Annotated in this window: 24 protein-coding genes and 1 pseudogene; 9 read left to right on the top strand and 16 right to left on the bottom strand. The window is 53.2% G+C overall.

What is annotated here, in order from left to right; translation table 11 throughout:
- Window positions 1-47: 47 nt before the first annotated feature.
- From EPL00_RS21350 to EPL00_RS21340, 3 genes and pseudogenes are all read right to left on the bottom strand, one after another.
- Window positions 48-605: pseudogene (locus tag EPL00_RS21350) on the bottom strand (hypothetical protein); the annotation flags it as partial.
- Between the two features lie 408 nt (window positions 606-1013).
- Window positions 1014-1844, bottom strand: a complete 831-nt coding sequence (locus EPL00_RS21345; protein ID WP_135855223.1) for a hypothetical protein — start codon at window positions 1842-1844, stop codon at window positions 1014-1016.
- Between the two features lie 49 nt (window positions 1845-1893).
- On the bottom strand, window positions 1894-3219 hold the full coding sequence (locus EPL00_RS21340) for a radical SAM protein (RefSeq protein ID WP_135855222.1): 1326 nt from the start codon (window positions 3217-3219) through the stop codon (window positions 1894-1896).
- A gap of 300 nt (window positions 3220-3519) precedes the next feature.
- Between EPL00_RS21340 and EPL00_RS21335 the strand changes: the two genes are divergently transcribed.
- Window positions 3520-4089 (top strand): GNAT family N-acetyltransferase, encoded by a 570-nt coding sequence (locus EPL00_RS21335; protein ID WP_135855221.1) that lies wholly within the window; start codon window positions 3520-3522, stop codon window positions 4087-4089.
- Window positions 4090-4248: 159 nt separating this feature from the next.
- Here the strand turns inward: EPL00_RS21335 and EPL00_RS21330 are convergent, their stop codons facing one another.
- From EPL00_RS21330 to EPL00_RS21305, 6 genes are all read right to left on the bottom strand, one after another.
- Entirely contained in the window at window positions 4249-5544 is a 1296-nt protein-coding gene (locus tag EPL00_RS21330) for an MFS transporter (protein WP_135855220.1), read from the bottom strand.
- Between the two features lie 669 nt (window positions 5545-6213).
- Entirely contained in the window at window positions 6214-7113 is a 900-nt protein-coding gene (locus tag EPL00_RS21325) for a hypothetical protein (protein WP_135855219.1), read from the bottom strand.
- Between the two features lie 89 nt (window positions 7114-7202).
- The gene (locus tag EPL00_RS21320; protein WP_135855218.1) at window positions 7203-7595 is read right to left on the bottom strand and encodes a helix-turn-helix domain-containing protein; all 393 of its coding nucleotides are present in this window, start codon (window positions 7593-7595) and stop codon (window positions 7203-7205) included.
- Between the two features lie 146 nt (window positions 7596-7741).
- Complete coding sequence (locus tag EPL00_RS21315; protein WP_135855217.1) at window positions 7742-8134, bottom strand: hypothetical protein; 393 nt, start codon at window positions 8132-8134, stop codon at window positions 7742-7744.
- Window positions 8131-8460, bottom strand: coding sequence for a helix-turn-helix transcriptional regulator (locus EPL00_RS21310; RefSeq protein ID WP_135855216.1), 330 nt, complete (start codon window positions 8458-8460; stop codon window positions 8131-8133). The genes EPL00_RS21315 and EPL00_RS21310 overlap by 4 nt, the downstream gene beginning before the upstream one ends.
- Window positions 8457-8582 (bottom strand): DUF7557 family protein, encoded by a 126-nt coding sequence (locus tag EPL00_RS21305; protein ID WP_135855215.1) that lies wholly within the window; start codon window positions 8580-8582, stop codon window positions 8457-8459. Before EPL00_RS21305 ends, EPL00_RS21310 begins: the two co-directional genes overlap by 4 nt.
- A 107-nt stretch (window positions 8583-8689) precedes the next feature.
- Between EPL00_RS21305 and EPL00_RS23910 the strand changes: the two genes are divergently transcribed.
- A complete protein-coding gene (locus tag EPL00_RS23910) occupies window positions 8690-8815 on the top strand; it encodes an antitoxin VapB family protein (RefSeq protein ID WP_238398280.1) in 126 nt (41 codons plus the stop codon).
- 52 nt (window positions 8816-8867) lie between these two features.
- Here the strand turns inward: EPL00_RS23910 and EPL00_RS21300 are convergent, their stop codons facing one another.
- The 5 genes from EPL00_RS21300 to EPL00_RS24125 are packed head-to-tail and all read right to left on the bottom strand — an operon-like array spanning window position 8868 to window position 10423.
- On the bottom strand, window positions 8868-9029 hold the full coding sequence (locus EPL00_RS21300) for a hypothetical protein (RefSeq protein ID WP_162224298.1): 162 nt from the start codon (window positions 9027-9029) through the stop codon (window positions 8868-8870).
- Complete coding sequence (locus tag EPL00_RS21295; RefSeq protein WP_135855214.1) at window positions 9026-9262, bottom strand: hypothetical protein; 237 nt, start codon at window positions 9260-9262, stop codon at window positions 9026-9028. The genes EPL00_RS21300 and EPL00_RS21295 overlap by 4 nt, the downstream gene beginning before the upstream one ends.
- Window positions 9259-9390 (bottom strand): hypothetical protein, encoded by a 132-nt coding sequence (locus EPL00_RS24130; RefSeq protein ID WP_274381016.1) that lies wholly within the window; start codon window positions 9388-9390, stop codon window positions 9259-9261. Before EPL00_RS24130 ends, EPL00_RS21295 begins: the two co-directional genes overlap by 4 nt.
- A complete protein-coding gene (locus tag EPL00_RS24210; RefSeq protein WP_135855213.1) occupies window positions 9387-10295 on the bottom strand; it encodes a helix-turn-helix transcriptional regulator in 909 nt (302 codons plus the stop codon). Before EPL00_RS24210 ends, EPL00_RS24130 begins: the two co-directional genes overlap by 4 nt.
- Entirely contained in the window at window positions 10295-10423 is a 129-nt protein-coding gene (locus EPL00_RS24125; RefSeq protein WP_274381015.1) for a hypothetical protein, read from the bottom strand. The genes EPL00_RS24210 and EPL00_RS24125 overlap by 1 nt, the downstream gene beginning before the upstream one ends.
- 457 nt (window positions 10424-10880) lie before the next feature.
- Between EPL00_RS24125 and EPL00_RS21285 the strand changes: the two genes are divergently transcribed.
- The 7 genes from EPL00_RS21285 (at window position 10881) to EPL00_RS21255 (ending at window position 17728) form a co-directional block, all read left to right on the top strand.
- Window positions 10881-11123: a phenylalanine--tRNA ligase subunit alpha gene (locus EPL00_RS21285; RefSeq protein WP_135855212.1), complete on the top strand. Its 243-nt coding sequence runs from the start codon at window positions 10881-10883 to the stop codon at window positions 11121-11123.
- A 3-nt stretch (window positions 11124-11126) separates the two neighbouring features.
- Complete coding sequence (locus tag EPL00_RS21280) at window positions 11127-12836, top strand: ATP-dependent nuclease (protein WP_135855211.1); 1710 nt, start codon at window positions 11127-11129, stop codon at window positions 12834-12836.
- A gap of 727 nt (window positions 12837-13563) precedes the next feature.
- Complete coding sequence (locus EPL00_RS21275) at window positions 13564-15057, top strand: HEPN domain-containing protein (protein WP_135855210.1); 1494 nt, start codon at window positions 13564-13566, stop codon at window positions 15055-15057.
- Complete coding sequence (locus EPL00_RS21270) at window positions 15058-15780, top strand: TOPRIM nucleotidyl transferase/hydrolase domain-containing protein (RefSeq protein ID WP_368407958.1); 723 nt, start codon at window positions 15058-15060, stop codon at window positions 15778-15780.
- Window positions 15781-15890: 110 nt separating this feature from the next.
- Window positions 15891-16565, top strand: coding sequence for a 6TM ABC transporter family protein (locus EPL00_RS21265; RefSeq protein ID WP_135855208.1), 675 nt, complete (start codon window positions 15891-15893; stop codon window positions 16563-16565).
- A gap of 140 nt (window positions 16566-16705) precedes the next feature.
- Window positions 16706-17239 carry a hypothetical protein gene (locus EPL00_RS21260; protein ID WP_135855207.1) on the top strand — a complete coding sequence of 178 codons (534 nt, stop codon included), beginning with the start codon at window positions 16706-16708 and terminating at the stop codon, window positions 17237-17239.
- Between the two features lie 78 nt (window positions 17240-17317).
- Window positions 17318-17728, top strand: a complete 411-nt coding sequence (locus EPL00_RS21255; RefSeq protein WP_135855206.1) for a hypothetical protein — start codon at window positions 17318-17320, stop codon at window positions 17726-17728.
- A gap of 30 nt (window positions 17729-17758) precedes the next feature.
- Here the strand turns inward: EPL00_RS21255 and EPL00_RS21250 are convergent, their stop codons facing one another.
- Window positions 17759-18910, bottom strand: coding sequence for a hypothetical protein (locus tag EPL00_RS21250; RefSeq protein WP_135855205.1), 1152 nt, complete (start codon window positions 18908-18910; stop codon window positions 17759-17761).
- A gap of 643 nt (window positions 18911-19553) precedes the next feature.
- Window positions 19554-20390: a beta clamp domain-containing protein gene (locus EPL00_RS21245; protein ID WP_135855204.1), complete on the bottom strand. Its 837-nt coding sequence runs from the start codon at window positions 20388-20390 to the stop codon at window positions 19554-19556.
- Window positions 20391-20402 lie beyond the last annotated feature (12 nt).

Below are 20402 nucleotides of genomic sequence, written 5' to 3'. Positions count from 1 at the left end.
CCGGGCCTCCATTCAGCGTAGTCCTTGATGTACTGGAGCGCCGCGCTTCAGGACTGCATTCGCCTCAAGTTCGCATCGAGAGTCATATTGTATTTGTCGTGTCCGGTATCGAGTAGGTGCGCAGTCAGGCGGTTCCACGCTGACGCCCACGACCGCCACGGGCGACTCCCGAGTCGGGCCGACGGATTTCCATCCGTGTTCTCGTCAAGGCGGAGCGCGAAGCGGTGAACGGTCCGAAACGGGATTACCTTACCTGCCGAGTCCACGATGGGCCGGAGGTCAGCGAACTCGTGACCGGCGCGGTAGTTGTCGAGTAGCGCCGCCACGAGCAGCGTGTGGAACTTCAACGAAGTGTACGGGCAATACATCGATTCGTTGAACGCGGTGGTCACGTCGGACAACAGCCACCGCTCGTGCGCGGCCTGTGCGTCCTCCATGTCGATGAGGTCCGCCACCCCGCCCTCGATGGTCGTCCGTGAGAACTCGTGGGGGTCGTAGGCGGTCTCACAGATGAGCAGGGACAGCCGGTAGTAGTTGTCGTGGGTCGGGACGGTCTGCTCCTGTTTCTGCTGAGGCCGCGAGAGCGTCGCCGCGTCACCGTCCGCTCACACTGCCAACATTTAAGCGTAGCCGTGTCTAACGTCTCTCTGAGCGGGTTCACGAATTTCATTCCAACCAACCGCATAGCCTGCTCGCTTCTCAAACCGCGCTAACTAGACAGTGCCCTTCAGGTCTTAACACAAAATATGTGATAGCTTGTGGACGGAATCCAGTGAATTCCGGCTATCTCGGTTCGTCGTTGACGTTAGTCGTCGGTGATGTTAGTGTACTGCGCTTCCATGGGCTCAAAGTCGGTATCCTCACTGTGCGTCTCGTCAAACGCGCTGTCTTGTAGCATCGACATGCCATCACACAATATGTACTCTTTCCTAATAAATTCTTATATTAAATTATATCTTATACTATTAATTTCGCCACGCAATAGTGGGGAAGGAGCGACCCTGACTGATCGGTCAGCTATTGAAGTCGATCGAGGAGACGTCACCGGCTTCGTCGTGGTATCCGTTGAATCGGACGACCTCTTCTTTCCAGTAATCGTCAGTGTTGTACTCGCCGATGCACCAGCTGTTCTTGACGTGGGCGAGGCCGTGATACCCGGACCAGTACGTGGGTTCGGTGAGAAACTCGTAGGTGGCTTCTGCGGCCTCACCTCTTCCGATTTCTCGGAATAGCCGTCCGGTTTCACTGGCGATCTCGCGTGCGCGATTGCACTCAAACGAACACGGGTAGAAGTCGACGAAACTCCATCCTTGGTAGGCCCAGATCGGGTTAAGGATCGAGTGGGGATCTTCGACGACGAGTTCGCCGCCACGTTCCTCCGTACTCGGCGTATTCCGGGCGATTGCTACGATGGGATCGTGATGTCCACTTGCTCGGTGTTGGTTGTAGGCAGTCGCACAGCAATCCGGAACGCCCCGGTATTTCATCTGATCGAGGGGATCGACGTCCCCGTCCAATAACATCTCCGGGTCGACAGCGCAATCTGGAGACGTCAACACGAGAGTTGTCTCGTTGTCATCCACCGCTCGTGCGACATCGATCTCTTCGCTCATGTCCGCGACGATGTCCGATGCCCGTTCCGTCGGAACGAGTCGACGGAGGGTTTTCCGTGAGTGGTCTTCATCTAGGAGCGCCCGTTGGGCGACCTTGCGTCGGCCCTCAACGAACGATTCGAGTGGATCGTCCCAGACATCACGAATCTCCAGATCCTTCCAGTTATGTTTGGAGACCTCTGGGAGGTTGAGCGAAACGTCCGGTTCGTCTCGAGAAGGATCAAGCATCATTGTGAGCGATTAGAACCTCGAATTCGGGTACGGTCGTTGGTGATCGACGTCATTCTTCTCTGTTCTCCCGGTAGGCAATCTCCTCAACACTGGGAGCGTCGTGAGAGCCGCCAACCACGTTCGGATCTTCCGCCTGACTGTGGTGCATCCCGGCAAACGGCATGATGTCGACGTCGTTAGTAATGGTCAAGTCGGCTAGGGGAGCATCCCACGGGGCGTCCGTAATCAACCTGATTCCGGGGAACATCGCGCGCACGTCCTCTTCGATCTGCTTGTAAAGGGCGTACTTCGCCTCACAATCTCTCGTCCGGTTCCGGTAGTCGTAGTCCATTCCCGCCGCCGGACAGCCGCCGGTACAGACATTCCAGTACCGGCAGCCCTTGCACCCCCCTTGGTCTTCTTCTCCCTCGGTATGGGGACCCGGGACCTGCTTGAGCATCTCGTAGCGCTCCTCGGTGTTGTTGTACTCATTACCGGTGGAATCACCCTGCAAGAATGCGCTCCCGTCACCAACACCCGACCACGTCTTCCCGCAACCGCTCGTGGCCCCGTCCCCCTTGATAACCTTTGCACCGGCCGCGTTGAACGGGTCGCACTTGTCGTTTATGCAGTATTTGAGGTGGTTGCCGAGCAGGTTGTCTATGTAATTGGTCATCGGACCCCACTGATGGTAGGGCTCAGCCTTGAACCACTCCCAACTCCGGAGGTACACCTCTTTGAGTCGCTCGGGACTCAGCGACTGGTCCTCTTGGATGTCCTCGTAGGGGATTGCAGGATTGAAGTGACCGTGGATGCCGTGCTGTGTGAGGTCGTCCATCCAATCGAGGAGCTGTTCGAACTTCTCGTCGGTACCGGCGTTTTGTGTGGTGAGAACGGTGATAATGCCGACGGGTACGTCGGTCTTCTTAAGACGATCAATTGCGTCGAGGGTCCGCTCGGTCATCGTCTCGGTGACGTCACGCATTTCGCCATCTACCTCGGAACGTGCTAGGCGAAGATCGTTGAGGCCGGGAGGCCCGTCACAGGAGATCCCAACATGGACCCTATACTTTTCGAACATCTCGATGTGTTCGTCTTCGATGAGGGTCCCGTTGGTCTGGATCTGAGTGTATCGGCCGGTCTCTTCAAGATCGTACTCCTGATAGATCCACTCGAATATCTGCTCGATGTGCTCGTTCCGCATCAACAGCGGCTCGCCACCGAACAGCGACGGGACCTCAGAGTATTTTTCACTGAACTGTTCCAGACGGTCCATCATCTTCTCGATGTCGTACTCCGCGTCGATGTCCGCCTGGGAGTGTTGCCGATCCGGTTCCTCATAACAATACGTACAACCGAGGTTACATCCGGTATTTGGTTCGACGAGAATCGTCATGCTGTCACCGTCTGATGATCGACAGTATCGCTGGCTCTTGTCCGGATTTCAGTCACGTGACTACCTCGAAGCGGTCGGTTCGCTCCTACGTCGAACGTTCCGCTAGCCTCTGTCCTTGGCCGGCGGGACAGGACTTTCTCCGGTTTCTCTAACGTTGTTGATTTATCTGTTTTCATAGAGTCCTAAATCACTAAATGTAACTAAAGAAGTTAAATATTGCGGATAATAGAGTAATTTGTGAAGTAGTAAATATATGATACAGAAGAAAAATATTTACGTAATGTATACAACTTCAGGTTTATGCCAGGTCGAATCGTCGAAAACGGTGAGCGAGTCTCGTTGTGGACAGTTGAGCGTGAAGATGCCGAGTTCCTTCAACTGGCCCACGCCAATCCGGAACTTCGCTATCCACTCGGCATCTCCATGCACCGCAATCGCCAGCAGATGGAAGAGGTACTCGAAGGGCACATTGAAAACCAAGATAATGCCAACTTCCTCATCTGTCTCAATCATGACGACACGGAGTCCGGTTATCCCTCGGCGGACGAGGTGATATCCATCGGCGCAATCGACGTGGTAAACGTCAACGCGACCCGCCCAGAACTCCAGGGGTGGATCCTACCCGATCACCAAAACCAGGGTTACGCCAAAGAATCCTTGGGACTCGTGATCGATTACATTTTCCGGACATTCAATCCACACGGAATATATATGGAAACCTACGACCACAACGTCCCAATTCAGCGTCTCGCCGAAGCATTCGGATTCACCGAGGAAGGACGGAAACGCGAAACAGAGTTTATTGACGGCGAGTATCGAGACGGGATTCAGTACGGGTTACTTCGGCGAGAGTGGGAGAAAGAGTCATAGCAGCAACCGACGATACTGTCGTCCGTGATAGCTTCGATCCGAGGATGCCTCAAAATGGTCGTTTTGGAACGTTCCCCCGAACTCCAACTGGGTGAATCAGCCGTACGAGAACCATACCTCGGGCGATATCACGATTCTCATCTACGACACGGCTGGAAGCTAATCGGGTTGTTTCAACCCAAGTTGCGCCTCGTTAATTTCGGTGACTGGTGAGAGAGCGTTGAGTTGCGGATGAAGAAGATAGTAGATGCCGATGAGTCCAATGGTAATGCCGACTCCATACAGTGCCATCACGTTGCCAACCGCGCTACCGAGGGCTCCACCGAGCAGTCCACCAGCAGGTGCCATCATCGAAAGGGCACCACTGACGAGTGACGTAACTCGACCGAGCAGCGTATTGTCGACTGTCGACTGGACCATCGAAAAGAACAGCACGTTACACATGCCGGTCGGGATCGTAGCGATAAATACCAGTAGTGCGGTAGCCCACACCCCAGGCACGGCGACCGCCACGAGAATCAGCGCTCCCGACGAGAAGTGTGCTGCGGCCGCTACCCAGCCGAACGGAAGATCCTCGACAAGAAATGCACTGGCCGCCCCGACGAGACCTCCGGCACCTATCGCCGCGGTCAGCAAGCCATATACCGCCGGTCCACCAATCGAATCGGCAAACGCTGGCAGAATTGCGGTCACTGCGACAGCGGCCAAATTATTCACCATCATCCCGAAGAGCACCGCTGGAAGCGCCGACCCACGAACGTAGTCGATCCCCTCCCTGAATTCGACGAGATATCCGCTCTCGTTTGTAGTTCCATCGTCCGTGGTGTCTTCGGTTTCAGCGTCGTCTTTTCGGTTTTTCTTTGGAACGGTAACGCCGATGAACATGAGCGCTGCAACAGCGAACGTGACGGAGTTGACGACGAAGAGAGCGACTGCGCCGATAATTGCGATAAGTGCCCCAGCGGCCGCGTTGGCGATCATATCGACCGTTCGCAGGGACGTCGAAAACAGCGAGTTCGCCCGCGTGAGTTCATCTTCTTCAACGAGCCGAGGGAGGGCCGCGTTCTGAGCAGGATAGACGAATCCATTGATGAACTTCAGCAGCGGGATGAGAAACAGGACTAGCCACACGGAGAGATGGCCCGTTAGCGCTGCAAGCGGAACGAGCAATACGGCGACACCATTGATGAGTTGCGTGCTCAGCAGGATTCGGCGCAGTTGCCAGCGATCTATGAGCGGTCCGATGAATACGGTGAGGATGTCCGGGATCCGCATTAGCGCGGTGGCCACTCCCGTGTAGAACGCCGAGCCCGTCAATTCAAATACAATCCACATTGATCCGATAAAATACAAACTATCCCCGACGTCTGTAACGACCCGGCCGAAAAACAACCGCATGAATACTCCGTTCCCAAAGAGTCCACTAAAATCAGAGTCAATATACTTCTGTATCATTTATGTTATTTATATTGTTATTCCATATAAAAATCTAATGGATATAAAACGATGGGTAGTTTCTGGTGATAGTCCCCGGATTCAGTGTGAACGTTCACAGTTCGAGCAGTAATCGCTCGGATACACGGAAATCTGCGCCGTTTCCTTCGCAAAAAGAGCCCCGGCCAGGATTTGAACTTAGACTTTCGTCCTTACCAAGGACACGCTTATCCCTAAGGGAGAGTCCAGACGCTAATAAGAGTGGTTAAATGTCGAGCTTACCAACTCGCTATCGACTGTCCTACTCACAACATCGATAAGACACTCCGAGCAGCGGATATAGATGAACGATAGAGCGTACTAGATCGTAACATCCCTGATTTCGTCAGAAGCGCCGTAACCGCTACAGAGCCTGCGAATACGTTTCGACGCGCCATTGAATCTCGCTCGGGCTTGTTTCGCTCCGGCCACAGACGCTGTTGGCGGTCGAACTGCTCCCTCACCCTCTCCATGGTTACCGCTGGACACCGCTGGAACTGATAGACGTACCAGTAAGCGTACCATGCCACCGCCACGAGGAGCCACCGTTTGGGGTGGCTACATGTCGTGACGGATCCAGACTGCGGCCGACCGTGCTAGTTTGGGTTAGAGAGGTGTCCCTCTCGGGGTGTGTGGGGTCCGGCCACGCCGTTATCCGGCCACCTCGTCTGTGGCCGGACTGTCGGTCTCGCCAAGCGACGGCTCGCCCGGTAGGTCGGCCTCCTCGGTCAACACCACGACGTTCTCCTTATAGGTGAGACCATCCGCCCGACGTGTTTTCTGCGTCTCGATGAGTCGATGCTTGCTCAACTCCGTCATCGCGTTGAGCGTCCGCCGCGCCAATTCTTGCGCGTAGCTTTTCGAGACGCCCTCCTCGTTCGCGCGAATCCAGTCTGCGAGGTCGGAGGATTTGAGGTATACGCGCCAGCCACTACTCCCGCTCGTCCAGAGGTTATACCGGCCGGGGTCGTCACGCTCCCGCCACGCCTTCGCCGCAAGCTCGTCGGGCTTACGATTGGTGACGCCCGCCAGCATCTCATCATCGTAGCGAGCAAGTCGCTGGATCGGTAGCAAGTCGGCCGTCGAGTGCGCAACCCTACCGCCGCGATTGAGTGCGACCTCCTCGCCGGGCAGTCGGGCGTAGTGGTTCCCATCGTCTTTCGTAATGCGTTCGACCTGTTCGCCATCCACATCCAGAAGTTCATCCATGATGTTCGGTTCGACGTTCTCGTACGCGAGGTGTGCGCTTTTCTCCAACTCGCGGGATTGGAGTTCCGCAATCATCGACCGTGTGCCGTTTGCCTTCGCTTCGAGCGCGCTGAGTCGTGCGTCGTATTCGTTGGTGACTGTCTCGTCGATGTCTGCAAGCTTTGCTTCAGCCTTCCGTCGTGCGTCGCGTTCCTCGGCGAGTTCGTCGCGGAGATTTTCGACTTCGCGTTCGAGGTCGGCAATCTGTTCCCGTAAGCTGGCGGTTGCGTCTTCGATACGTTGTGCGATGAGTTCGTCAAGCTGTTCGGGGCCTGCTTCCATAGTGGGGGTGTCGGTGGACATGAATTCTCCGGGGGTGTGGGTTGGCTGGTTCGATGGCGATACCGCTAGCCGGGCGTGGGCGCGCGAAAGACGAACAGGGGGTGTTCGGGCTATCCGCGTGGTCGCCCGTGCAGTCGAAGGCCGGACTGTGGCGACTCCACAGGCAGATCGGACTCGGGGATGTCGATGTCTAATGAGTCAGCGTTCCGTACGAACAACTGCCCAAGAATCATCCGACCCTCCTCGGTGAGACTACACGTGAATCCACGCGCGTCGTCCGGGTGGTCGCTCTTGGTGAGGAACCCGGCCTCAACCAATTCGTTGAGCCGCGGATAGAACTGGCCGCCCTCGGTGTTGGTCTGGCCGAGCGCTTCCAGTTCGTCCATCACGTCCGCACCAACCGGCGTCTCGTTCGCTTGGTTCGCCCGGTAGGCCGCAAGCAGGAGATCGCGTTTATAGCTGGTGAGGTCCGCCGCCTTAGTGGGTGAGCGAGACGAAGTCATCGACCGTCACCTCCGGAACTGGTCGTGGCACCAGCGGGGAGTGTACACCCGCAGGGTTGTATGTTCTGTCGGGCTGTTGGCGGTGATAGCACAAATTGGTGACTTGCAGGCGGGACATTCGCCGTCTTCCAGAGTCACGGTGATACTCATCGGTCGGCCACCTCCCCGTTCGCGCGGCGAATCCGCTGGCAGAACTGACACGGCGCATACCGCTCGTCTTGGGCGTCACCACGGGCGAGTTCCGTCAGTCCGTCGTGATTGACCGGGCAGAGTGGGTCGTCGGAGTCGTTGGTTTCGTGATAGGCGTACGACCGCCTGCCCGTCGAGCGAATAACGAGTACGGTTTCCCGTGCCGGGTAGGGATCGTTCTTGATGCGGGCGTCGAGATCCTCGCGCGTCGGCTCGTCTACGGTATCCGGATCCGGACACGTATGGCTCGACAACTTGATCGTCGGCGTTCCGCAGTTGTCGCACACGTCGAACGTCTCGGGAATCGCCTCAGTAAGGTCCGGGCCGACCTCCTCGATAGCGTGGGTCACGCTCGGTCACCTCCGTGCAGGCCGACCGCCTCCGCGCGGCGCTCCGCATGCGCTTCGAGAAGTTGCTCGGCAGTGTCCGTGGTCCCGTACTCGTTGGTGCGGTCGTCCTTCTTGCCCTTCCGGAGAAGACCGCGTTCCGCGAGACCGTCGAGATTCTGGTAGAGCCGCGAATGGTTGATCTCCCCGTCGTACTCGGTTTCGAGGTGGTCCTTCACGGCGAGGCCCTTCGGGGCGTCGCCATCGCGCTCCAACGCGCGGACCGCGTACAGGAGATCTCGCTCGAACGCGTGGAGGTCCGCGAAGCGAACTCCGGCGCTGGCGTTCATGCCGACCCCTCCTCGCGCATCAGTCGCTGGAGTACGTCATCGAACGACTCGCCCGGTTCTTTCGCACGATTCAGCCGTTTCCATGTGTCCGTTGAGACGGACACGGTTGTCATTTCTGCCATAGCACTATAGTCCTATTATTCAGATTCTATAGTTCTGTTGTCCTATAGCACTCCAGTTCCTGACCTCATCCAAAAACCCATATCCTACAGCGCCGATTGCTCCGACAATGAGCGACGACGTGACTTCGATACAGGTCAGCACCGAGACGTGGCAGGAACTGAACGGTCGGAAAGCGCCGGGTGACACGTTCGACGACGTTATCCAACGACTGCTTGAGCAAGACGAGGAGTAGTCTCGCTCGACCGTCGTCGGGATTCGCTTCAGTCCACCAGCAGAGCGGTTTCTCAAGCCGACCCCTCCCGGTGATCGCTCCGGAGGTCCTGATACGGACCGGCGGGCGTCAGCAGTCGGAGGTCGTCGCGCTCGAACGTTTCGCCGGTCGATTTGTTCCGGAGTTGGCGGAACGTGCCGTCGGCGTCGTAGTTGCACGTACGATTCTCGCTCACGCGTCTCCCTCCGCATCGAGAGAGCCGTCACAATCGACGCACTGCTCTTCGATGACGGGATTACCCACGGCGTCCGAGCGACCGACGCGCCGAACGTTCTCGTGGTCACAGCGCGGATCCGTGCCGCACTCAGGACACCCGTTTGCGAAGTCAAGGATGATCGGCGGCCAGTACTGCCCGCACCGCTGGCAGAGAACGCCGCCGAGTTGGCTCCCGGACTCATCGGTACTCATCGATTCACCTCCAAGCCGCTCGCGCCACACTCGGGACAGTCCCGAAGCCTCGGGTTCAGCATCTGCTTCCCCGGCTGGATCTTCTCGCTGTAGTCGCACTCCGGACACTCGATGTCGGGCAGGCTCATGCTTCGTCCTCCAGCAGAACGTCGGCCTTAACGCCCGGAACAGTCTCGTCGGAGACGACCTCTAAAACAGCAACCTCCGAGCGACAGTCGCCACACACGTACAACAGATTCGCGGAGGGGTCCTTGCACGTCTTCACATCGTCCATCCTGTCGCACTCCGGCATCTGGCACTGCGCGCTCCCCACGTCCTCGTGATTCGGAAGCCCATCGTCGGTGACGATCTCGGACGGGTCGTCGTCAACATCGAGATCGACCGCGTTCATCCGACGTTCGGTACACGCTTCAAGCAGGTCGCGCCCCTCGTCGGTCGTCCCGTACTCGTTGGTCCGGTTGTCCTTCTTGCCCTTCTCCAGTAGGTCGCACTCGACGAGACCGTCGAGATTCTGGTAGAGCCGCGAGTGGTTCAACTCCTCGTCGTACTCGGTTTCGAGGAGTTCCTTCACGGCGAGGCCCTTCGGGGCGTCGCCGTCGCGCTCCAGCGCGCGGACCGCGTACAGCAGGTCGCGCTCGAAGGCGTGGAGGTCGGCGAACTGGACACCGCCGTCGGTCACGAGTCGCATCTGGCCGTCGTCGTCATCGTCGCCGTCGTCGGTCTCCTCGCCGTGGAGCATCGCGCGTGCGCCCTCGGAGAGGTCCGACTCGGCGACGACGAGCGTGTGTAGCATCGACGCGTCGGCATTCTGGAGCGCGGCCGTGCCCGCGGAGTCGGCGAAGGTGTCGGGCGAGAACCCGCCATCACCGACCTGTAGCATGTCGTGTTCCGATTCGTCGGCGGCGAGGAGTTCGTACTCGCCCACGAGGTCGCCGATGACGACGACGGGTTCCTCGTCGTCGGCGCGCTTCTTCGCTTGGAGGTCTCGGAGCTGGTCGCAGAGGTCGTCGATGGAGATGACGGCGGTCGTCATCAGGCGTCACCTCCGTAGCGTTCGACAACCAACTCCAGATTCGCTTTCGCGCTTTCGACTTTACCGGGGTTATCGCTCCGGAGTTCGTGAAGCGCGTCTTCGAGTAGTTCGAGGTCGGCGTCGTTCATCGGGCGTCACCTCGGTTCGCGGGGGGCTGTCGGTCTGGCATGGACCCGGCGCTACTCGTAGATGCCACTTGAAGAAGAGTCGATAGTTCGGCGAAAGTGAAACTGGAGCGCGTGCCAGCGAGCGAGTTGTTCGAAGTCGATGCGCGTCGTCGTGCGGGAGTTTCAAGTCCCGTCGTCGTGTTTGCGTACATGGCTTCCGTAGCCTGTTTACGGAGGCTCACGCGGACCCGATGTCCCTAGCATCGGGGTCCGCATTGTTTTCGAGTGGACCCATCGAGGAGTGACGGGTCCGCGTTTTGCTTCCGTGACATCTACATTTAGATACCATCCATTTATACCTTGGTAGTTTAGAGTCCAATTCTGGTTCTTTAAACTATCATCATTGGGACAAACCAAACCCCGTAAGTATTGTCTGGTTCACTTCCTGCCAATGGCACGAAGAAAACGGGGACAGTGGATGAACTCCGCTACAGACCCCGTTTTAGAGTTCTTGGAAGACCACGATATTGCCGTGCCAATCGGGGTTTTAGATAATGAGTTGGACCCCGCTTATCAGACGATAAAGAGAGCATTGGATGAATTGGAGGCTCGCGGATTCATAGCTCGAGATGAGAACTACACTTCTTACTTCCGAATCATGGAGAGGGGTCGGCAGTATCTCGCTGGTGATCTTAATGCAAGCAAGCTAGACAACGAGTGACCCATGCAAATCGACAAGATTCAATTCAAGAACTATCGGAGTATCAAATCAGCAGAGGTAGAGTTTGGTCCCTTTAATACTATAATCGGGAAGAACAACGTAGGGAAATCCAACATAATAAAGGCAATTGTAGATTTTGCGGGCCACTGGAACGAGAACTATGGAAGGCCGAGTTGGAGTTCTAGATTAAACCAGCAGAAGAGTGCAGAAGAACTGATGGTCAAATTGCAATTGGATTTAAACCGGGAAGAAAAGAGGTCGGTGATACAAAGGCTACAAGATCGTGGAGTTGGGGAAGCATACATAAATTTTATTACAGATACGGGTTCTTTTGAAAAGGTTCGAGTTCAGGTTACAGCGACTGAGTCAGAAAGTGGATCGTTTAGTTGGAGTACACTAATAGACGGAAAATGGACAGATTTGGTACGGAGGGACGGTGACAGATTTGATTCAATCACGTACTCTGAACTTCCCCCTAAAGAGATAAATGAGTCTGGGAATGGAGATCGCGCAGATAACGTCGTGCAACCTCTTGTGAAAGATTCAGCAAAAGAGTGGCAGCTTGCTACTGCCTTTCGAGAACCAGAAAACGAGATGGTTACAGAACGGGCTGATCACCTCAAACAATCAGGAGAGAATTTAGTCCAAGTTGTGGACACGATGTTCAGAAATTATCCTGACAGGTTTTCGAGCGTTGAAAACGCTTTTGTTGAAATTATGGAAGGAGTTACAGGACTACGTACTCCCTTTGTTTCGGCAAATCGTACAACCATAATGGTGGACGAAAAGGGGTATCCAAGTGGGTTTTCTTTGTCAGAAATTTCAGCAGGCTCGAAGGATGTCCTGACACTTATAACAAAGTTAGTCATGGCAGAGAACAGTGACATTCTTCTTGTAGAGGAACCGGAACTTCATATCCATCCAAATGCTCAACAAGCAATATACGACCTTTTGCAGGATATCGCTTCTGAAGGAGGACCTCAAGTCCTTGTATCGACTCACTCTGATGCCTTTGTAGACCGAACGGATACGGACAATATCATCGCAGTAAAGCGTAACGTAGATACTAGTATCCAGACAATCAATGAAGAGGGGATAGACGACCTTCTTGAGTCACTTGGCTACGATAAGAGCGAACTCTATCAATCAGATGTCGTCGTCTTCGTCGAGGGGCGGTCAGATCAGGAAATTCTCAACGAATTCTCCGAAATACTCGCTGCGGATTCGGATGAGTACCATTCACTGGCAGATTTAGGAGTTAGCGTACACGCCCTCGGTGGTGACCGGATGCGAGAACACGGTGCGGAGCTCGGGAATCTCCTTGGACACATGCGTACTCCTTACCTCTTTGTCGCAGACTCCGATGACCAAGAACCCGAAGAAAAGGCAGAAAAACTGCGTGAGGCCGTAGACTCGGGGAACGTTGAGGTCCTGAACGACTACTGTATAGAGTCTTATCTCCTCCAGATGCCTAATGCGATCTCTTCTGCGTTCAACTTTGATGTGGACGAGGTTGAGGCCTTTATTACCGAGAACGAAGACCGCCCGAACGGCAAGAGCGTGATGAAGGACCTGTTCGACAAATTCACCGACGGGAAGAAGTCCTATGACGAGACGGAACATGGCTGGATGATCGCAAGGCACGCCGAACCGGAGGAGGTCCCGGATGAATTAGAAGAGTTGATAACGAAGATTCAAGGAATGGCTCAATAAGATGGTTCTATTTCTCCGTATCCTCTAGCCAACTTTAATATATATTCTTTTCTACCGTTATTACATGGCGAAGATGTGCGAAGGAGAACTCGGTAGTGAGACGCTCGAAGTCTTTACTGCTTTGATTGGAGAACTCAGCGGGACGCTTGACGCGTCGAGTCGAAGCATCTAACCAAGCAACTTTTTAACTGGTCTTGGTAGATGGAGGTAGAATGTGTCCATCACCGCCCAGTCAGGACCAGAGTAGCGTTTTCGAGGTCGCTGTCCGCTTGGATAGAGCAGTGAGATTGAACGAGTTGGCACAGGAGCGTACCACACCGTATGAACGATGGAACGCGACCGACCTCATCCGTGAAGCAATTGATTTCTATCTCAATGAAGTAGACGAGGAGGACTGGGGCCATCTGACGAAGTCGGACGTTCGCGAGGTACTCCAAGAGGAATTAGACAGTCAACTCGATTAACCAAACTACAGCAAATCTGCATCCTCAGACGACTCGATCTCCCCATCCCAGTCCTACGCCGCTCGCCGAATTCCGTACTTCCGGTCTGCGATACTCGGCATCCGACTTTTGAGCTGTCGGCGTACTCCTTCAGATCGTCTTCGGTCTTAATTCCAAAGTAGCTGTTACAACTGGGACACTTGAGTCCTTTCCTAAGAGTAGGCTTTTTCCAGTTCTTTGTCTTAGCTGCCTTTTTGTATGAGGGATTACTTTACCATAATAATATGTCCAATCCATACGGAGTCCGTATCCCGTTAAGGCTAGCACCGGATTTCCAGTTGCCGAACGTTCAAACCTCGAATCTAACCATTCGAAAGGTTACTGGAAGCGGTGACTCTGACAGCGATCCAGATTATGAAATTCTTGCCGAGTTTTCTGCAAATACAGATGAAGTGGATGAGAAGAAACAGGAAATGTACAAGGAAGCAACAAATCTTGGTGAATTATTTTCATTCGTTTCTGGTAAAGGTGTAGTCACAGGGCCTCCTCATAAACCGTATAGACAGGATAAGACCGTACAAGTTACTGCGACTGGTGGAACCTTCAATTACCCAAAAGCGTGGGCAGAGTTCATTGTTGATCTCTATGAGAATTTCAAGGCTACTGACTTTGATGAATCCACCAAGAATGCAATGCGTTGGTATTCCTCTGGACTCTCTCGAGAGAATCCTACTGACCGATTCCTCTCGTTCTGGCTTGCTTTAGAAATCCTTTCTGACAAATACAACGTAGGAGATCCCACCGTCTCAAAAAACCTTAAAAGAGAAGCAAAACGGGCAATAAAGGAGGCTCGTAGCGCTATTCAATCCGAATTAACCCAGGATGCCGCAGATATAATTTCTGAGGAAGTAGAACGATTTGTCAAACGGGACTTATTGAATGAGCCAGGAGTGAGGGATGATGAAATTGAGACGGCTCGTGAAGCAGTTGTAGATAACATCTCATCAACGGCCATGAAAGGGAAAATTAGCACATTTCTTGCAAATGAACTTGGCTCGCATAATGAAGACCATGGGGATATTGTCGATGCAATCGTTGAGTTGTTACGCAATACCTTAGGTAGAGGGCATCCAGAAGTTACAGAAGATCTTCCTAAGGAAATCGGTACTCTGTATGGTTCTCGGAATGGTCTTGTCCACGAAGGAACCCCGATCGAAAATGTGCATCAAAAAGCAGATCAACTAGAGGAATTTGTTTGTTTAGTCCTAAAAAGACGGTTAGACCCCGTTTTCATAGGGGAATATGATTCTTCATACTTCCCAGAGTCTGAATTCTTCTATTTTGACGAGAATCTTGTACAAGTTCTACTCCATGATGAACAACGTGTTTTAACAGAAAATGAACTATTTCAGAGAATTCTCGCTGCGAAGCGTGTTCTCCGTTCAAATAGGCGCATAGGATATTTAATCGCAGACGTGATGAATGCAGACCATTTAGGTATCGAAGTAGAGGAATCGAATGGAACAAAGACGTTTGAATATATTGGTACTAACCAATCCTTCGAATGTCCGGTTTGTGGAGAGATGTTCGATGGTACATTTTTCCTTGCACGTCACCTTGTTAAAACTGACTCTATTCTCTCAACATCACTCAACAGAAATCGGGGAGTAGGCAATCATGCAAAATGGTTGCTGGAGAATGACCTGCCAGTTGACCATATCGGTTTAAAAGAAACATATGACTGGGTAGATCGGAATCGAGAAGAGCTGAAACAATAGATATTTTACTGCCGAAAACCCGACCTCGATGTTCTCGCACCCGTCCGCCAAAGTCTCGGCGGGGACATCTCCGGTTCGCTGTTCGGCAGTACCAAGAACGTCCTCGTCGAGGGCTTCACCGACAAGCTCTATCTCAAGACCTTCAGCGAGTACTTCCGCCGACAGGGCGAAGACACTACCGTCGGCTACCAGACCAGCCTCGTGGACGTGGACGGTTCCAAGACCGAGTACATGGTCCGGTTCCTCAACGCGGAGGGGTACGACTACGCCGTCCTCCTCGATGATGACGATGCCGAGGACGCAAAATCTCACAAGGAGACGCTAGTCGAGAAGGGTGTGGACGAGGACAGCATCGTTCTCGTGAGCGACGTGCTGGACGGCGTAGACGAAGAGACGCCAGTCGAAATCGAGGACCTGCTTCCCGCCGAGATTTTCTGCGAAGTCGTCGCCGAGAAGTATCCCGACGATGTGGACCCGGACGACTTGGTCCAAGCGACCGGCGACGAGTATCGAACGATACCCGAGGCGGTGAAAGCGAAGCTGCAGGAAATCGAGCAGGGTGAACTCCAAGAGGGCGGCTTCGATAAGGGCGATATCGCGGAGACCATCTGCGGACGGGTTGCGAGCGGGGAGTACGACGAAGAGAAAATTGGAGAAGAGAGTCTGGAGGCTTTCGGAGTGTTGATTGAAGAGCTAAGCGACGTTCTGCCTGAGAGTGAGTAGGGAAAGGTCGGCAGTATCTCGCTGGCGAACGATTTAGAAGATGAGTCGTAATATTCTTCGCTGTATAGAAAAGCTCAAGTCCAATTCCCATCAGTTTTATATGCGCCAAAATGGTTGAGAAGACAGATGAAAAAGAACCAGAGACGGTAGAGAAAATAGAAGACACCGAGGAACAGCAGAGCGAAATTGAAGACAGTAGTGATAGACAAGTCGAAGAAAAGCTAGGGTTGAAGAGTTCAGAGGCGTGGGATGAGATTCTCCAGCGGGAAGCCGATACGGAAATTAAGCGCCAAGAGAAAACTCTCAATCGCATAGACCGGCAGATCGACAGAATCTACCTTACAGGAACTCTCATAACGGTTCTGTACTCGTTACTATTCTCAATGAACTTCCCAAAATTAGGCTCTTTTTCTATCCACGAATCATTCGTTGCTGCGCTTTGGACCATAATTGTCCCACTAACTTTGATTGGACTTCTCTATGTCCTTTACCAAGGTCCGCTCGTCATAAGTGGCTACAAACTAAAGCGTAGCCTCTCTTCAAGAGAACAATCAGACAGTGAGTCTATTTCGAAATATCTCCTTGAAAAAGCAGAGGAGCATCTTAGCGGAGTTCAAAAACGCACTATTAATGAGAAAGCTGTGAAAATAGACAAAAACCAAGAACTAATTAGAGAAAAACAAAAGCAGGTTCAACAGGGCTACATGGTTCTGGTTGGCCTAGTTATTCTTCCAGCAATCTCAGTAATTTTACTCCCATTCATCAATAGATCACTAGTTTTATAGCAAAATCATATTTCTCCCGAAGGTATATTAGAACGCTGTTATCCAGATTTCCTATTTGAAAGTCCACTCATTGAATCCACTTTCACTTTCACTCTGCTAGGCAATGGTTTTTGACACCATAGAAACATAGAATGCAGTACATGGACGATAAGAAGAAAGAGCAACTTAGCGGTGGTGCAATCGGAGGCGTAATTGAAGGACTTATCGCTGGTCCAGCCGGAGCCGCGGGCGGTGCGACATTAGGTAGCCTGTTGTTCGGAAGCGAATCCGACCACAAAGACGTACTTCGTGATACCTTCTACGAGGTGAAGGAGGCAACCAGCGAGAGTGCTAATCTCTATGTCCACCACATCGATCCAAGCGGAGCAGAAGCAAGTAGCCCAGAAGGCATAATCGATAATGTCGATGGTATCCCGGACCTCATTTCCATCGACTCTACCTCGTCAAATCTCATCGTTGAGGCTGAGACGATGGAAGGAATCGCAGACGACGAACAGCATGCTCTGAAACAACTCCGTGACTTCCGGACTCGCGGATTCAAACGAGTTCTCGTGGTACCCGAGGACGAGATAGATTTGGCCGTTGAGTGGGTTGAGGAACATGAGGAGCGAGGAAATATCGAGGGTTCGCTAACACTCTCCTCCCCAGAGCGTATTAACAACGTTCTTCAATAAAGTCCGAACTCCCAGAACCAAGTTAGTTAGTCGCCGCAACCACAACACTTTCTAGTCTATGCATTGCTAAGGACTTACATGGCCGTAAAAGTCGATTCTGTAGATGGTAATCCAAAAACGAATCCAGAAACGAAGCGCGTTTTAGTACGGGCAGAACGTAATGATGAACTCAAAATCACTACAGTCGTTTCCAATTTTGAAGACATCAATGTTCCTGATTTCGTGAAAGTCGTTCAACGGCTAATGACCTATTACGGACCAAAACTCCGTGTCGAAGCTGACGATGAACAATATTTGGTAACTGCACCGGGACCCGACACGCAGGCACTTCTCTGGCGGCAGGAAGATTCAGCGTGGCACAAAGCCGCAGAAATCCGGCTTGACTTTACTGGTTCACTTCCCGAATACGATATTTGCCCCGACTGTGGTGAAACACTCTCGACGATTGCTCACGAACGACGAGCCGCAATTGGTGCCTGCGAAAAATAGAGATTCTGCCGCGCGAACTGCCCTTCTCTTCTACGGTGTTACGTCGCTGGCGACTTCACGGACACGCTCGAGGTCGGAGTCCTGCATGGCCGACCCTCCTCTAAGCGCAGTGAAGATTTCCTGCGCATCGACGCCGCCGCCCGCGTCGAGGTACAACGCGATCAGTTCGGCGTTGATGAGCTTCTCGAAGCGGAACCTCTCGTCGGCGTTGCTGTTGACGCGCTGGCGGACGCGGCCGACCGGGATTTCTGCCTCGTCGGGGAGGAACGAGTCGAGGTCCCTCAGCGGAACCTCTACCACTGAGAGCGTGTCCGCGTTGAACAGTCGGAGGTCGGTCGTCTCTTCCATGTCCTCGAAGACTTCTGGCGGAAGCCGCGGAGGGAGGTGAACGTCGCCGACGATGTCGAAGCCGAGCGTGTAGGCGTACAGCGCGCCGGGCGTTTCGTGGTTCTCGGTAACTCGACGACTTTCGTCTGCGTTAACCGCGTACAGCAGACTGCTTTCCCGCATGCCGTACGTCTCCAGAGTCTCCATCAGCGGCTTGTCGATGAAGTCGAGTTGAGTTCTCGCCATCGGCGACCGCCTGTTGAAGTCGACGCAGTAGGCCGGGAGGTCGTGGTCGACGTACAGTTCAAGTAGGGCCTTCGTACACTCCTTACTGACGGGCGGGATAACGCCCATCACTGGCTTTTGGATATCCAGTTTCCCGACCGCTTTCAGGAAGGTCTGTGCGTTCTCGACGATGGTCGCAACTGTCTCGTTAGACAGTCCATCACCGTCATCCGCTTCGTTTACCAGCGAAGTCATCAACGGGACCGAGACGATATCTCCGTAGGTCGTTTCCAACTTCGCAATCTCTGCGGCGTTCGCCTCGGTCAGCTTTTCCGCGTCGTCGTACTGAACGAACGGAACGACGACTTCATCGTCGTCCGCTCGCTTGGCTTGGCGTTTGAGGTTCTCTCGGAGATTGTCCCAACCGGTTCGGGAGTTCTCTAGAGCAGTGCCATCTGCCTTTATGTAGATTTCAGCGACTCCTCGGGCGAGGTCGGAAACTTGCTCTGAGGCTTGGAGCTTCCCGACCTGAAGAGCCTTAGCAGGAGTACTGGTTTCTTTTGAGTCGATTCTAACGTCTTTCTCGGCGGATAGAGTGTCGCTATCCACGTTAGTCGTTATGACGTTCATAGTGGGGGTCATCATGACTATCGCTCATGTTTCTCGGACCTGATTTCCCCCGAGTCTCCCGCACTCAACTTCTCGAATTCGGGGGAGGAGAAGCGAGTGCGGTGGATATGGACACGGTAGGGAGGTTGTATCAAACCTATTCGAAGCGATGTGTCTATCCACGTTTAAACCCTTGGATGTATGGTAATTAGTAGCGTGGATTAGCGACACTCTTTATTATAAACCGTCACAGGTCATCTTTCGATTTCCACTTTCTCGAAGACGAGAGAGTTTATAAGGGAATATCTTCATTAGTTCTTGATTATGAATCGCCAGAGATTTCAAGCGTAATGGCCCCAAAGGGAGAAAATAACTAGAGAGTATACTAAGAAACCAAGTGAGGTAACGGTGAGAAAAACATCATCCCACCGTGTCCATATCCATTTGCGTGATTAGACCCGCAATATATAAAAATTTTGTAAAGTGAATTTGTTTTACTACAATATTAGTTTCATTGTTGGTTATACTGTAGTGAAAAGTCCATTTAGAACAGGGTTGTCGTATGGAAAAACTTTTCGGTCAGATTTCAGAAGATGTCTTGGTCACTTACTTGGGAGAGCCAAAAACGTATAACCACGTTTTACTTCGAATACTAAAATCTAAATCATGCTGGATCATCTATCCGCGGCGCAACCAAGATCTCCGTCGGAATCCGCGCGTCTGCTCGATTCGCATTGATTCGCATCGGCATCTCCGTATTGAGTTCAACCGTCACGTAGTCGTCGGGGAGGAACGAAACCGCGTCCTTGAGATAGTCGCTACTGTACTGGCTCTGAACCGAAGGCCCATCAGTTTCGAGGAAAACGTCAATGCCGTCGGCCTGTAGATTGCTTTGGTCAAGCGTCACCTCAGGACTGACCTCTGCGGTGTCTGTATCGCCAGCGCCGTAAATACGGAAGCTACCGTCACCAGCCTCGAAGGTCAGCGTATCGGCAATCGTTCCGACGACGTTATGCGCACGCTCGAAGACACTACTGTGCGCACTCGCGCAGACAGCATGGTCAAGGTCGGGCATGTCCGGTTCGTTTATCGTGCTCGTATCGACACCAGCCAATGAGTAGCTCACGTCCGCGAACTGAATGTTGAGACGGTTCGTCTCTAAGTCCAATCGCAGTTCAACGAGGTCGTCACTGTCGGCGGCTTTGAGAAGATTGTCGAGTCGTTTGCAGGCAGTCCCGAAAGTGATCTCACCCGACGTTCGGAAGTCGTAGTGCTCGAAGGACGAGGAAGGAACGGTCTGTTCGACCATCATAATTTGCGAGCCATCGACAGTCCGGACTCGCAACTGGCTTTCGGACCACCGGAAGTTAGCTGCTTTATCATTCGTCGTTTGGTCGCTCGCCAATTTTACTGGCGGTTCGACTATCTCTTTCAGGACGCTCGCCTCGACGATGACGTGAAATGCTACGTCGTCTGGAATCTCGGATGGAGTCTGGGACATAATTTGGATTCT

This window comes from Halorussus salinus, from assembly GCF_004765815.2.
Taxonomy (GTDB): domain Archaea; phylum Halobacteriota; class Halobacteria; order Halobacteriales; family Haladaptataceae; genus Halorussus; species Halorussus salinus.
This window is presented reverse-complemented; position numbering and strand designations above follow the sequence as displayed.